Source organism: Streptomyces sp. NPDC094032, assembly GCF_040303965.1.
Classification (GTDB): domain Bacteria; phylum Actinomycetota; class Actinomycetes; order Streptomycetales; family Streptomycetaceae; genus Streptomyces.
In genome coordinates this window covers 291,673-305,021 of the sequence record NZ_JBEOUE010000004.1, presented here as the reverse complement: position 1 = coordinate 305,021, position 13,349 = coordinate 291,673, and the positions used below count along the sequence as shown (strand labels likewise).

Genomic DNA, 13,349 nt, shown 5'->3' with positions numbered 1-13,349 from the left:
GGAGGGGGTGGTGGTGCTCGTGGTGGGAGGTCGGGTGGGCTTCTGGTGCGGCCGCCCTCTTTCCGAGAGTCGCACCTTCCACCACCGCGTCAAGGGCGCTCCCTACGGTCGCGTCGCTGCGCGATGGCCTACGGCCACCCTTGACCCGGCGGCTCCAGGCGCGAAAGACCTCTCGGAGGGCGGCCGGGGGCGGGGCCGCGCGGACGAGGAGGGGAGTGGCCGGGCCCGGCTGGCGGCGTGCGGGCCGGTGGGTGGGGAGGCCGGGTATCGGCCGGGGTTGGTGCGATGTCCGTCGGGTGAGTGGGTGGGGGCTGGGTTTGTGGCCGGGGCCGGTGGGCGGGCTTCCCTCGGCTCGGGGTGCGCGGCAGTGGAATGGGGCGGCGGGGCACGGCTCAGCGGCGAACGGCCGGTGGGTGACCGGGCCTCATGCCCCGCTGGTCACTCTGATGGGTTCGGGGTGCAAAGTCCGATCTCGCGAGCCGAGATGGGACGAACGGGGACTCGTGTGACAGGAGAGGTGAGGAATGGGGCCACGCATCGCTCGGGCACGGACTTAGCACCCAGACACTGCGCCGCTGTTCACGTACGAGTCCACGTTGATCGAGTAACCGGCACCGGCGGTGGGGAAGACGACTTGCAGGCTCATGGCGTCTTTGGTGAAGCACAGGTCGTCGGAGGGCGAGGCCTCGCGGCCCGGACTCCACCCATCCCGAAGCGCCACCGTCCGGTAATGCGTGGCCACTTCGTCCCGCGTGCCAGGGAAGGCGTATGTCCGCCCGGCGTACACCACGACATCGCCGCTGTCCGCCCAGCAGCCGGCGTCGACCTTCTCGAAGCCCCGCGCGACGGCGGCTTCGTCGGGCCGGGAGTCGAGAATGTCGAGCGCCGCCAGCTCCGCTACCCGGGCGTCGGTCCCCTCGCAGGTCCGGGCGAGATCCAGCAGCGCGCAGCCGGTGAGCGACACGGCCAAGAGCGCGCTCGCCAGAAGGAGCGATGTCGTGCGTGTGATGCCTGTCCGCAGGGGCAAAGCGGGCTCCAGGTCGGGGTCGGCCCGGAGGCGTCGGAGCTCGATCAGCCTTCGAATCCCGTCGACCGCCAGTCCGGTCACACCCACGGCGACCGCCGCACAGGCCGTCCATCTCTTCAAGGGTGACTCCCGCAGTGCAAGCAAGTAGTTCCGGCATCGAATGACTTAGCGACGAGCCAGCCTACCGAGCCGACCGAGACGCGATGCAAAGTCCCATCTCCCGCTCCTCGATGAGGCAGACCGGCACTCGTGTGACAGGAGAGGCGACCACCAACCCTCCCCACGCGCGAAGGCATTGACCAGCGGGGCATGAGGCCCAGGCCCCCACCGGCCGTCCGCCGCCGAGCCGAGCCCCGCCGCCCCATTCCACAACCGCGCACCCCGAGCATAGGGAAACCCGCCCACCGGCCCCGGCTACGAACCCAGCCCCCCACCCACCGGCCCGCGCCCCGCCATCGGAGAACGGCCGATACCCGGCCTCCCCACCCACCGGCCCGCACGCCGCCCCGCCCGCCCGGCCACTAACCGGAGAGGTCGCGCGGCCCCGCCCCCGGCCGCCCTCCGAGTGTGAAAAGGCCGCCGGAGTCGGGCCGTCAAGGGTGGAGCGCAGCGGAATCGCGGAGCGACGCGACCGCAGGGAGCGCCCTTGACGGCCCGGCTCCGGCGGCCACACTCGGAAAGAGGGCGGCCGCACCAGAAGCCCACCAGGACCCCCACCACCCGTACCCCTCCCCCGCGCTGACGCCGAGCCATACGATCACGCCCATGCCGACCACTTCGCCGATCCCCATACCCGTCCTGCACAGCGGCAAGGACACCGTCGTACGTCCCGAAGGCGACGCGCTGCTCATACGGCGCCCCCACGAGGAGACCCATATCCCGCTGAAGGCAATCAGCAGGGTTCTCGTCGAGGGACGGACCGTCACGATCAAGCTGACTAGCGGGCCCGAGACGGCCACGACCTACGTCCACCACGTCCAGGACGTGGACGAGGCCGCCGGGCTCGCCTTCGCCGAGGCCGTGAACAGGGTTCTGCCGGAGCGGACCGAGGCGGTCGACGGGGCGGGTCTCGTCACGGGCGAGCGTCTCTACCAGCCGAGTTACCGGAACTGGATCCGCCGGGTGAAGCGAGGGTCCCTGTTCGCCCTGCTCGCCGCGGCCGCGCTGTGCGTCCTCGTGGGCGTCACGGGGCATCCGGCCGCCCTGGTCGCGATCATCCCGTTCTCCGTCACCGCGATCCCGTTCGCGGCGTTCGGCACGGTGCTGCTGTTCGAGCCGTACGAGGAGTGGTACCTGCGGAGGCACGGCGTCCGGACCTCCGCCATCCGGCTCCGGGACCAGCGCGCCACGTACGCGTACACGGATCCCGGCGGCCTGATCCGCACCGTGCGGGGCAGCTCCGAGACGTGGAACATCATGGCGGTGTACGACCCTCGGGACCCGGGCCGCGTCGTGCCCCTCCGGACTCGATCCCAGCGGATCCTGAGCAGCGGCATGGCGCTGCTCGTCCTCGGCATCGGCCTGCTCTTCGCCGCCGGCGTCGTCGTTTCGGTGGTCGGCGCCTTCCTCGGCGTCTTCGAGGGGCCCGCATGGAACTGACACTTATGGAACCCATAAGTCCGCCTTATGAGGCCATAGACCGGGGGCGGGTACCACTCCCCGCGACGGGTTATTTAGGGTGACCTAAGTGTCGGCGGCTTCGCCGCCATGTCGCTTGCGAAGGGAACCCCGTCATGCCCCGCCCCCTCCGGGTCGCGATCGTCGGCGCCGGCCCCGCCGGAATCTACGCCGCTGACGCTCTGCTGAAGTCCGAGGCCGCCACCGAGCCGGGTGTGTCCATCGACCTCTTCGAGCGGATGCCCGCCCCGTTCGGCCTGATCCGCTACGGCGTCGCGCCCGACCACCCCCGCATCAAGGGCATCATCACCGCCCTCCACCAGGTCCTCGACAAGCCGCAGATCCGCCTCTTCGGCAACGTCGACTACGGCACCGACGTGCACCTCGACGACCTGCACGCCTTCTACGACGCCGTGATCTTCTCCACCGGCGCCACCGCCGACCGCGCCCTGAACATCCCGGGCATCGAGCTCGACGGTTCGTACGGCGCCGCCGACTTCGTCTCCTGGTACGACGGGCACCCGGACGTCCCGCGCACCTGGCCGCTGGAGGCCGAGAAGGTCGCCGTCCTCGGTGTCGGCAACGTGGCGCTCGACGTCGCCCGCGTCCTCGCCAAGACCGCCGACGAGCTCCTGCCCACCGAGATCCCCGCGAACGTCTACGACGGCCTCAAGGCCAACAAGGCCCTGGAGATCCACGTCTTCGGCCGCCGCGGCCCCGCCCAGGCCAAGTTCAGCCCCATGGAGCTGCGCGAGCTCGATCACTCGCCCACCATCGAGGTCATCGTCAACCCCGAGGACATCGACTACGACGAGGGCTCCATCGCCGAGCGGCGCAAGAACAAGCAGACCGACATGGTCGCCAAGACCCTGGAGAACTGGGCGATCCGCGACATCGGCGACCGCCCGCACAAGCTCTTCCTGCACTTCTTCGAGTCGCCCTCCGAGATCCTCGGCGAGGACGGCAAGGTCGTCGGCCTGCGCACCGAGCGCACCGAGCTCGACGGCACCGGCAACGTGAAGAGCACCGGCCAGACCACCGACTGGGACGTCCAGGCCGTCTACCGCGCCGTCGGCTACCTCTCCGACGAGCTGCCCAAGCTGCCCTGGGACGCCGCCAGCGGCACCGTCCCGGACGCGGGCGGCCGGGTCGTCGAGGAGAGCGGCGCCCACCTGCCCTCCACGTACGTCACCGGCTGGATCCGGCGCGGCCCCGTCGGCCTCATCGGCCACACCAAGGGCGACGCCAACGAGACGGTCGCCAACCTCCTCGACGACCACGCCAACGGGCGGCTCCTCTCCCCCGAGTCCCCGCAGGAGGACGCGGTCGTGTCCTTCCTGGAGGGCAAGGGCATCGCGTACACCACCTGGGAGGGCTGGTACGCGCTCGACGCCGCCGAGAAGGCGCTCGGCGAGCCGCAGGGCCGCGAGCGCGTGAAGATCGTCGAGCGGGACGAGATGCTGCGCGCCAGCGGCGTCGACCTGGGCTGACCCGCACCCCTCCGCGCCCCCCCGTCCTACGCTGAAAGCACGGGGGGCGCGAAGGGAAGTGACCGCCATGAGCGTCCGCGAGCGGGCCCGAGGCCCTGGCTCGGCGGCCCCCGAGGACCGTCCCGGCTCCTACGCCCGCCTCCACGAGGCCGACCGGCACCCCGCCGGCCCCCGGGGCCCCCTCCGCCCCCGGGATCTCGACGCGCTCGCCGACTCCGCCTGGTGGTCCGGGCACGTCGACGAGTCGGTCTCCGTCCGCCTGCGCGCCCATGCCGCCCACGTGGCCGAGGGCGACTGGCGGGGCGCCGGGCGCACGGCCTGGTGGCTCCACCAGGCGTACGGGCGCCTCGGCCGGCCCGTCGCCTCGGCGGGCTGGCTGCACCGGGCCCGGCACCACCTGGAGGGGCGGCCCGACTGCCCCGAACAGTGCCTCCTCGCCCTCACGGACATCGCCGAGGCCGAGGCGCGGCACGATCCGGCCGCCGCTCTCGCCGCCGCCCGGCGCATGCACCGGCTCGCCGCCCGCTCCGGCGGCCCCGGCCTGCTCGCCCTGAGCCGCCAGGCCGAGGGCGCGCTGCTCCTGGCCTGGGGCCGCCGGGCCGAGGGGCTCGCGCTGCTGGACGCGGCGATGGGTTCCGTGGCGCGCGGCGAGCCGAGCGCGACGACCACCGGCCTCCTGTACCGCCTGACGCTCGACACGTGCAGGGGCGCGGCGGAGTTCGGGCGCTGGGTGGAGTGGACGCGCGCCGCGATGACCTGGTGCGCGGCCGCGCCCAACCCCTTCCGCGCCCCCTGCCGCCTCCATCACGTCGAGGTGCTCGACCTGCTCGGCGACTGGGCGCGTGCCGAGGAGGAGGCGCGGCTGGTGTGCCAGGAGGCCCTGGAGGACGCGCTCGACGCCACGGCCGCCGCCTCGTACGCCATGGGCGAGGTGCAGCGCCGGCAGGGGCGCCTGGACGAGGCGGCCCGCTCGTATGCCCGCGCGTACGGTCTTGGCCGGGTCCCCCAGCCGGGGCTCGCGCTGCTCCGGCTCGCGCAGGGCCGGGCGGACGCGGCGCTCGCCGGGCTGCTGCTGGCCCTGGACTGCCAGAGCGACCCGTCGCACGACGTCCTCGGCCGCGCCCGTCTGCTCGCCGCCCTCGTCGAGGTGCGGCTCGCGGTCGGCGGGCCCGGTGCCGCCGAGGGGGCGGTGGTGGAGCTGGAGGCGCTGGCCTCGGCGCGGGGTGTGCCGCTGCTCGCCGCGATGGCCGCCACCGCGCGCGGGGCGTGCACGCGGGGCGCGGGAGCGCGGGAGCCCCTGCGGCGGGGGCTGGCGCTCTGGCGGGGGCTGGGGATCCCGTACGAGCAGGCGCGGACGCTGACGCTCCTCGCGGCGGCGGAACGGGCGGCGGGCGACACCGGCTCGGCCCGGCACGCGCTGACCGCCGCCCACGCGACCTTCGCCCACCTGGGGGCGACGGAACGAGCGGCGGGCACCCCTACAACGACGTGGTCCGCGCCGTAGCCAGCAACCGCGCCGTGTCGTCCGCGCACAGCGCCAGCGCGTTGCCGACCGTCCCCAGCACCTCCCGTTCGGCCGGGCTGTACGGGCCGTCCGCGAGGGCGATGCGGGCGCCCTGGAGCAGGATCGATTCTCGGCCTGCGGCGGCCAGGTGCGGGGCGAGGGGTTCGAGGGCCTCGTGGAGTTCGATGGCGAGGGCCGCTCCGCCGCTGCTGACGTCGGGCAGGAAGCGCCCGGTGTCGGCGGCGAGCGCCTCGACGAGGTCGATGAGCTGGAGGGCCGTACAGTCCGTGAACCCGGCCGCGCGGACCCCGGCGGCGGCGGTGTCGACGGCGGTGCGGGAGGTGGTGCCGCCGGCGGCGAGGACGGCGAGGGCGACGGTGTGGACGGCGTCGCGCAGCATCGCGGAGAAGCGGCCGGTGGTCGGGTGGGTCAGCACGTCCGTACCGAAGTGGGTGTGGCAGGCGGCGCACTCGACGACCGGTCCCGCGGCGCCCCGGGGCAGCAGCGGCACGCCGAGGAGGGCGAAGCGGCGGCGGCCGGTGCGGCGGCGGTAGTTGCGGTCCCCGCCGCACTCCTCGCAGAAGAACTCGCCGTCGCCGATCGTGTTCCAGGAGGTGCGGATCCCGCAGAGAACCCTGCTCCGGTCCGATGACTTCCGCGTCGACCGCACGCCGCACCTCCTCCACGTCCCGGCAGCACTGCCGGTGTTGGCGTGATGTTAGCCACATCGATGATGCGGCGTCAGCACCTCGTCAGCAGAACGACAGGGAGATGGCCGAGACCCGCCGGGCCCCTCGGGGGTCCGGCGGGTCTCGGTCGGGAGGTCAGGAGGCGCGCTTGCGCAGCTTGGCGAAGGCCAGGAAGCCGCCGCCGAGCAGGACGATCGCGCCGGCGATCCCCATCGCGGCCGGGCCGAAGGCCGAACCGGTGGTGGCGAGATCACCCTCCGGGGTGGACGAGGGGGACGGGGCGGGAGCGCCCTCCGAGGTGGAGGAGGACGGGGACGGGGAGGCCGGGGACGACGGGGACGACTCCGACGGGGTGGGGGTGGCCGGGCCGGACGGGCTGCCCGACGGGGTGGTCGGGGTCGCCGGCTTGGTGGGGACGTCCGTCGGGGTGGGCTTGGGCTGCTCGGGGGTGACCGGGGGCTTGCCGGGGGTGGTGTCGGTGGGCAGGCAGCCGGTGAAGTTCATCTGGTGGGTCTCGGCGCCGGGCACGGTGACCAGCTTCTCGGCGACGACGGAGCCGTTGACGTGGCCGGGGCCGACACCGGGGCCGCCCATCTCGACGGTGGCGTTGGGCGCGAAGATCGTGCCGGGCCAGGAGGTGTAGTTCTTCTTCACGCTCTCGGCCTGCGGGAAGTTCCACAGCAGCTTGGAGCGGACGTTCTTGAAGGCGTCGCTGCCCGCGTTGTAGTCGTCCATGACCAGCGCGCCCTTGGCCTCGTCCCAGAGGTAGACGCCGTAGGTGGGGGCGGTGCTCATGTCGTACGAGCCGCCGAGGACGTTGACGAGGGTGGAGGAGCCGGCCGGGACCTTGAGGGAGATCGCGCCGGCCTTCTGGAGGTCGGCGGCGGACACGGCGAAGACGTTCAGCTTGGCGTCGGTGCCGGTGAGCATCAGGCCCTGGTAGTCGGTGGAGCGGCCGACGGTGCCGTTGGGCTCGACGGCGGCCCAGCCGGTGGAGAGGGCGCGCAGGGAGGTGAACTCCTTGCCGAAGTCGATCGGCGAGGTCGGCGAGCCGCCTTCCTTCACCTTGTCGCCGTCGACACCGAAGCCGGAGCCCTTGGTGGAGCGGTCGACGACCTTGCCGGCGATGCCGGTGCCCTTGTCGAGGACGACCTGGTTGGCGTAGAGGGTGCCGCCGACGACGAGGCTGTGGCCGCCGGGGAGCGCGGCGAGGTCGCCGGAGGTGAGGCGGCTGCCGATGGAGAAGCCGGAGGGCTGCTTCGGGTCGCCGAAGGTGGCGTCGCCGCCGACCGCGACGGCGCCCTCGGAGTCGGAGTGGCGTATCGAGTCCTTCTCGACGAACTCGGCGTAGCGGCCGGCCGTACCGAGCGGATTCGTCTCGCACGCGGTGGTGGCGGAGGCGGCGGGGGCCCAGGTGAGGGCGGCTCCGGTCACGGCGAGGACGGCGGCCACGGCGGCGGACGTGCGCATGCGAGCTCCAGGTCGAGGAGTGCGGGGAGGGTGGTGTCCGGGGATGATCCAGGCGGACGTGCCGACCTTCCGTCATGCCCTGATGTGGCGTCAACTCACCTGATATGCCGCCGATTCCGGCATGTCGACAGGATCTTCCTTAAGTGAACCTGAAACCGTGACGCACTTCACACACTTCCCGGGCGCGCCGCTGCCCCGCGCCCCTCGGAGGGGTGCGGGGCAGCGGCCCGGGAGGTGCCTCAGCGCGCCGAGCGGTTGACCGCCGAGACGACCGCCTTCAGCGAGGCGCGGGTGGTGTTGGCGTCGATGCCGATGCCCCACAGGACCTTGCCGTCGATGGCGCACTCGATGTACGAGGCGGCCTGCGCGGAGGCGCCCTCGCTCATGGTGTGCTCCTGGTAGTCCAGCAGGCGGGCGTCCACGCCGACCGCCTGGAGGGCGGCGAAGAAGGCGGAGATCGGGCCGTTGCCGGAGCCGGTCAGGACGGTCTCGACGCCGTCGACGACGGCCTCGACCTTCAGGGTGTCGGTGCCGTCCGTGTCGGAGGTCGACTGGCCGGAGCGCAGCTGGATACGGCCCCAGGCCGCGGAACCGTCCGCGCTGGGCAGGTACTCGTCCTGGAAGACGGACCAGATCTGCGCCGGGGTGACCTCGCCGCCCTCGGCGTCGGTCTTGGTCTGGATGATCCGCGAGAACTCGATCTGCATCCGGCGGGGCAGGTCCAGCTTGTGGTCGTTCTTCAGGACGTACGCGATGCCGCCCTTGCCGGACTGCGAGTTGACCCGGATCACGGCCTCGTAGGAGCGGCCGACGTCCTTGGGGTCGATGGGCAGGTACGGGACCGCCCACTCGATGTCGTCGACGGTCTTGCCCTGGGCGGCCGCGTCGGCCTCCATGGCGTCGAAGCCCTTCTTGATGGCGTCCTGGTGGGAGCCGGAGAAGGCGGTGTAGACGAGGTCGCCCGCGTACGGGTGGCGGGGGTGGACCTCCATCTGGTTGCAGTACTCGGAGGTCCGGCGGACCTCGTCGATCTGCGAGAAGTCGATCTGCGGGTCGACACCCTGGCTGAACAGGTTCATGCCCAGGGTCACCAGGTCGACGTTGCCGGTGCGCTCGCCCTGGCCGAACAGGCAGCCCTCGACGCGGTCGGCGCCGGCCATGACGGCCAGTTCGGCGGCGGCCACGGCGGTGCCGCGGTCGTTGTGCGGGTGGACGGAGATACAGACGTACTCGCGGCGGGTCAGGTTGCGGGCCATCCACTCGAAGCGGTCCGCGTGCGTGGAGGGCGTCGAGCGCTCCACGGTGGCGGGCAGGTTGAGGATGATCTCGCGGCCGGGGCCGGGCTGCCAGACGTCGCAGACCGCCTCGCAGACGTCCAGGGCGAAGTCCAGCTCGGTGTCGGTGAAGATCTCCGGGCTGTACTGGTAGCCGAAGGTGGTCTCCGGGCCCAGCAGCTTCTCGGCGTACTCCATCACCAGGCGGGTGCCGTCGACGGCGATCTGCTTGATGTCCTCCTTCGAGCCGCGGAAGACGACCCGGCGGAAGGTGGGCGCGGTGGCGTTGTACAGGTGGACGGTGGCGCGGTGGGCGCCCTTCAGGGACTCCACGGTCCGCTCGATCAGGTCCTCGCGGGCCTGGGTCAGTACGGAGATGGTGACGTCGTCCGGGATCGCGCCCTCTTCGATGATCGAGCGGACGAAGGCGAAGTCCGTCTCGCCGGAGGACGGGAAGCCGACCTCGATCTCCTTGTAGCCCATCCGGACCAGCAGGTCGAACATCTCGCGCTTGCGGGCCGGGCTCATCGGGTCGATCAGGGCCTGGTTGCCGTCGCGCAGGTCCGTGGACAGCCAGCGGGGCGCCTTGGTGATGCGGCGGTCGGGCCAGGTGCGGTCGGGGATGTCGACGGCCTCGTACTGCCCGTACTTGTGGACGGGCATCCCGGACGGCTTCTGGGTGTGCGTCGCGGTGGTGACGGGCGTCGGACGGCTGACGAACGGCGACTGGGACATTGCGTAGGGCTCCTCGGAAGTCCTGGAACAGGGACGGCCGACTGTCGAACGCAACACCGAAACCCGCGGGGAGGGGGTCGGCCTACGACTACAGGCCCTCGCCGCGGCAGCTAAGGAGAAGCAGCCCGAAACGCATGATGTGCGTCACCATAGCCCAGCACTGGCGGGGGCGGACGTCCCGTTTCAGTATGCGGGACGGTGTCGGCGTCAATCCCGAAAGGTGATCCATCACTCCATTTCGCCAATCATGGTCGCTAGTCGTGACAGTCGGGGCACTCAGTGCGACATTGCCGTCATGACTTCCCACACGCCCGTCTTCTGCACCATCGTCCCGCCGCACCTCCTGGACCGGCTGGCGCAGGCCGAGGACCCCCGCTTCTTCGAGCCCGCGCAGCGCACCCTGGAGATCGACGGGGCCCAGCGCACCCGCCGCCGGGTGACCGCCGCCAGGGGGATCGCGCCCCTGGCCGCACCGGCCGGCGCGCTGTCGGACACGCCCCTGCGCACGATGTACGACGCGGGGCACGGCACCACGCTGCCCGGCGTCAAGGTCCGCGACGAGGGCGGTCCGGCGAGCGCGGACGCCACCGTCAACCGCGCGTACGACGGACTCGGCGCCACGTTCGACCTCTATCTGAAGGCCTTCGGCCATCACTCGATCGACGGCAACGGGATGCCGCTGAACGCGAGCGTCCACTACGACGAGAAGTACGACAACGCCTTCTGGGACGGCGAGCAGATGGTGTTCGGCGACGGCGACGGGGAGCTCTTCCTCGACTTCACGATCCCGGTGGACGTCATCGGCCACGAGCTGTCCCACGGCTTCACCCAGCACTCCGCGAACCTGGAGTACTACGGCCAGTCCGGCGCCCTCAACGAGTCCGTGTCGGACGTCTTCGGCTCGCTCGTGAAGCAGCACGCGCTGGGCCAGACGGCCGAACAGGCCGACTGGCTCATCGGCGAAGGACTCCTCGGCCCCGCCATCGACCGGGGAGTCGCCCTGCGCTCCATGAAGGAGCCCGGCACCGCCTACGACGACGACGTCCTCGGCAAGGACCCGCAGCCCTCCACCATGGACGGCTACATCCACACCAGCCGCGACAACGGCGGGGTGCACCTGAACTCCGGCATCCCCAACCACGCCTTCTACCTGCTGGCCACCGACCTCGGCGGCAACGCCTGGGACCGGGCCGGAAAGATCTGGTACGGGGTGATGACCGGCGGCGAGCTCGCGTCGGACGCCGACTTCGCCGCCTTCGCGCGGGCCACGGCCGCGACGGCCCGCACCCTCTACGGCGAGGGCAAGGAGGTCCAGGCCGTCCTCAAGGCCTGGGCGACCGTCGGCGTGCCGACCTCCTGAGGGTGCGGTAGACAGGCCCCATGAAGATTCGCGTCGTACGCACAGGGGGCTTCGCGGGCATCGAGAAGTCGGCCGAGCTGGAAACGGACGGCCGACCCGAACACGAGCGACTGAGGACCCTGGCCCGCGAGGCCCTCGCCGCCCCACCCCAGCCGGAGAGCCGCGGCGTCCCCGACGGCTTCGGCTACGAGATCACGATCGACGGCAAGACCGTGAAATGGGCCGACCCGGACCTCACCCCCGACCAGCGCGAGCTGATCCAGCTCGTCCTCGACGAGGGCGCGTAGCTCCTGCCTGGGGAAGCCCAGGTCAGGGCCTCGGTACGCCCTGGATAGGCTGCACGAATGGACGACGGGCACAGGCGTACGCCGTGCCCGTCCTCCCGTTTCATGTCGTCTGTTCCTGGAGTTCCACCCTCATGCGCCGTTCCCTGTCCTCGGCCCTGGCCTGCCTCACGCTGTTCACCGCCGGGTGCGCGGCCAAGGCCCCGGCCGCCGCACCGAAGACCACCGCGCCCACCGCATCCGCATCCGCCTCCGCGACGGCCGAGGCCGACCACGCGCGGGTGGTGAAGGCGGCCGTCGAGGGGCTCACCTCGGCCCGTACGGCGTACCGGTGGGAGGTCGGCCGGCCGGGTGACCGCGCGTACGCCGTCACGGGCAAGGGCGGCCATGACTTCAGGCAGAAGCGGGGAACGCTCGTGGTCGGCATCGAGGACGCGGCCCGGTTCGAGCAGGTCTTCACCCCTGAGCGGCTCTACCTGCGGGGTGGGACGAAGCTGGAGTCGGCCGACTGGACGTTCGTGGACCGCTCGGAGATGAAGGCCGAGCGGCTCCTCAAGGCCCCCGGCAACGACCCCGAGTTCCTGCTGCGCCAGGCGGTCCGGGCGGAGCGCTACCAGCGGGTCGGGAAGGAGGACCTGGCCGGGACCTCCGCCACCCGCTACCGGGGCGAGCTCACCCATGCGGCGCTGACGCTGAACATGTCGGCGGACGCCCGGAAGAAGGTCGACCAGATGCGCGACATGCTGGGCGGCGCGATACCCGCCACCGCCGATGTGTGGATCGACGGACGCGGCCGGCTCGCGCAGGTCCGGCTGGAGATGATCATCGAGGGAGTGATCGAGTCCACGACCACCCTGACCCTCACCGGGCAGGGTGAGCCGGTGAAGGTCCGGGTTCCCGCCGGCGCCGTCGCGGGAGCCCCGTCGTCCCTCGTCTGACCTGCTAGAAGCCCAGCTTCCGCAGCTGCTTGGGGTCCCGCTGCCAGTCCTTGGCGACCTTCACGTGGAGGTCGAGGAAGACCGGGGTCCCGAGCAGGGCCTCGATGTGCTTGCGGGACTTCATGCCGACCTCCTTGAGGCGGCTGCCCTTGGGGCCGATGATGATGCCCTTCTGGCTGGGGCGCTCGATGTACACGTTGGCGTGGATGTCGAGGAGCGGCCGGTCCGCCGGGCGGTTCTCGCGGGGGATCATCTCCTCGACGACCACCGCGATGGAGTGCGGCAGCTCGTCGCGTACGCCTTCGAGGGCGGCCTCGCGGATCAGCTCGGCCACCATGACCATCTCGGGCTCGTCGGTGAGGTCGCCCTCCGGGTACAGCGGCGGGGACTCCGGCAGGAGCGGGATGAGCAGGTCGGCGACGAGCTGGACCTGCTTGTTGCCCACGGCCGAGACGGGGACGATCTGCGCCCACTCGAAGCCGAGCTCCTTGCCGAGCAGGTCGATCGCGATCAGCTGCTCGGCGAGGGTCTTGGAGTCGACCAGGTCGGTCTTGGTGATGATCGCGACCTTGGGCGTCTTCTTGATCTCGGCGAGCTCCTTGGCGATGAAGCGGTCGCCGGGGCCCAGCTTCTGGTCGGCGGGCAGGCAGAAGCCGATCACGTCGACCTCGGCCCAGGTGGTGCGCACGACGTCGTTGAGGCGCTCGCCGAGCAGGGTGCGCGGCTTGTGGAGGCCGGGGGTGTCGACCAGGATCAGCTGGGCGTCGGGGCGGTGCACGATGCCCCGGACGGTGTGCCGGGTGGTCTGCGGCCGGTTGGAGGTGATGGCCACCTTCTGGCCGACCAGAGCGTTCGTGAGGGTGGACTTGCCCGCGTTGGGGCGGCCGACGAAGCAGGCGAAGCCGGCCCGGTGGGGGGCGGTGTTCTCATCAGTACGAGCGCTCATGGGGGCCATTCTCCC

Annotated in this window: 11 protein-coding genes; 6 read left to right on the top strand and 5 right to left on the bottom strand. The window is 71.7% G+C overall.

The genetic code is table 11. The features are described from left to right. Positions 1 to 553: 553 nt before the first annotated feature. Complete coding sequence (locus ABTZ54_RS09510) at positions 554 to 1,147, bottom strand: hypothetical protein (RefSeq protein ID WP_351659094.1); 594 nt, start codon at positions 1,145 to 1,147, stop codon at positions 554 to 556. A 645-nt stretch (positions 1,148 to 1,792) separates the two neighbouring features. On the opposite strand from ABTZ54_RS09510, the gene ABTZ54_RS09505 reads away from it, so the two are divergent. The 3 genes from ABTZ54_RS09505 (at position 1,793) to ABTZ54_RS09495 (ending at position 5,638) form a co-directional block, all read left to right on the top strand. Beyond that, entirely contained in the window at positions 1,793 to 2,626 is an 834-nt protein-coding gene (locus tag ABTZ54_RS09505) for a hypothetical protein (RefSeq protein WP_351659091.1), read from the top strand. 134 nt (positions 2,627 to 2,760) lie between these two features. After that, positions 2,761 to 4,134, top strand: a complete 1,374-nt coding sequence (locus ABTZ54_RS09500; protein ID WP_351659089.1) for an FAD-dependent oxidoreductase — start codon at positions 2,761 to 2,763, stop codon at positions 4,132 to 4,134. A 67-nt stretch (positions 4,135 to 4,201) separates the two neighbouring features. Then, on the top strand, positions 4,202 to 5,638 hold the full coding sequence (locus ABTZ54_RS09495) for a tetratricopeptide repeat protein (RefSeq protein WP_351659086.1): 1,437 nt from the start codon (positions 4,202 to 4,204) through the stop codon (positions 5,636 to 5,638). Here the strand turns inward: ABTZ54_RS09495 and ABTZ54_RS09490 are convergent. From ABTZ54_RS09490 to leuA, 3 genes are all read right to left on the bottom strand, one after another. Further along, positions 5,613 to 6,308, bottom strand: coding sequence for a tellurite resistance TerB family protein (locus tag ABTZ54_RS09490; protein ID WP_351659084.1), 696 nt, complete (start codon positions 6,306 to 6,308; stop codon positions 5,613 to 5,615). The two genes, ABTZ54_RS09495 and ABTZ54_RS09490, sit on opposite strands and share 26 nt — an antisense overlap. 154 nt (positions 6,309 to 6,462) lie before the next feature. Continuing rightward, entirely contained in the window at positions 6,463 to 7,797 is a 1,335-nt protein-coding gene (locus tag ABTZ54_RS09485; protein ID WP_351659081.1) for a choice-of-anchor A family protein, read from the bottom strand. Positions 7,798 to 8,036: 239 nt separating this feature from the next. Next, positions 8,037 to 9,806 (bottom strand): 2-isopropylmalate synthase, encoded by a 1,770-nt coding sequence (gene leuA, locus ABTZ54_RS09480; protein ID WP_351659079.1) that lies wholly within the window; start codon positions 9,804 to 9,806, stop codon positions 8,037 to 8,039. A 295-nt stretch (positions 9,807 to 10,101) separates the two neighbouring features. Between leuA and ABTZ54_RS09475 the strand changes: the two genes are divergently transcribed. The 3 genes from ABTZ54_RS09475 (at position 10,102) to ABTZ54_RS09465 (ending at position 12,388) form a co-directional block, all read left to right on the top strand. Next, a complete protein-coding gene (locus tag ABTZ54_RS09475; protein WP_351659076.1) occupies positions 10,102 to 11,166 on the top strand; it encodes a M4 family metallopeptidase in 1,065 nt (354 codons plus the stop codon). A gap of 20 nt (positions 11,167 to 11,186) precedes the next feature. Then, positions 11,187 to 11,453 (top strand): protealysin inhibitor emfourin, encoded by a 267-nt coding sequence (locus ABTZ54_RS09470; RefSeq protein ID WP_351659073.1) that lies wholly within the window; start codon positions 11,187 to 11,189, stop codon positions 11,451 to 11,453. A gap of 131 nt (positions 11,454 to 11,584) precedes the next feature. Next, the gene (locus ABTZ54_RS09465) at positions 11,585 to 12,388 is read left to right on the top strand and encodes a hypothetical protein (RefSeq protein WP_351659070.1); all 804 of its coding nucleotides are present in this window, start codon (positions 11,585 to 11,587) and stop codon (positions 12,386 to 12,388) included. Positions 12,389 to 12,392: 4 nt separating this feature from the next. On the opposite strand, the gene era is transcribed toward ABTZ54_RS09465, so the two are convergent. Further along, on the bottom strand, positions 12,393 to 13,343 hold the full coding sequence (era, locus tag ABTZ54_RS09460) for a GTPase Era (RefSeq protein ID WP_502997208.1): 951 nt from the start codon (positions 13,341 to 13,343) through the stop codon (positions 12,393 to 12,395). Between the last annotated feature and the right edge of the window lie 6 nt (positions 13,344 to 13,349).

Excerpts from the sequence above, each read along its gene's own strand:
- ABTZ54_RS09505 (WP_351659091.1), top strand. The coding sequence starts at position 1,793 with ATGCCGACCACTTCGCCGATCCCCATACCCGTCCTGCACAGCGGCAAG.
- ABTZ54_RS09500 (WP_351659089.1), top strand. The coding sequence starts at position 2,761 with ATGCCCCGCCCCCTCCGGGTCGCGATCGTCGGCGCCGGCCCCGCCGGA.
- ABTZ54_RS09495 (WP_351659086.1), top strand. The coding sequence starts at position 4,202 with ATGAGCGTCCGCGAGCGGGCCCGAGGCCCTGGCTCGGCGGCCCCCGAG.
- ABTZ54_RS09485 (WP_351659081.1), bottom strand. The coding sequence starts at position 7,797 with ATGCGCACGTCCGCCGCCGTGGCCGCCGTCCTCGCCGTGACCGGAGCC.
- leuA (WP_351659079.1), bottom strand. The coding sequence starts at position 9,806 with ATGTCCCAGTCGCCGTTCGTCAGCCGTCCGACGCCCGTCACCACCGCG.
- ABTZ54_RS09475 (WP_351659076.1), top strand. The coding sequence starts at position 10,102 with ATGACTTCCCACACGCCCGTCTTCTGCACCATCGTCCCGCCGCACCTC.
- ABTZ54_RS09470 (WP_351659073.1), top strand. The coding sequence starts at position 11,187 with ATGAAGATTCGCGTCGTACGCACAGGGGGCTTCGCGGGCATCGAGAAG.
- ABTZ54_RS09465 (WP_351659070.1), top strand. The coding sequence starts at position 11,585 with ATGCGCCGTTCCCTGTCCTCGGCCCTGGCCTGCCTCACGCTGTTCACC.
- era (WP_502997208.1), bottom strand. The coding sequence starts at position 13,343 with ATGGCCCCCATGAGCGCTCGTACTGATGAGAACACCGCCCCCCACCGG.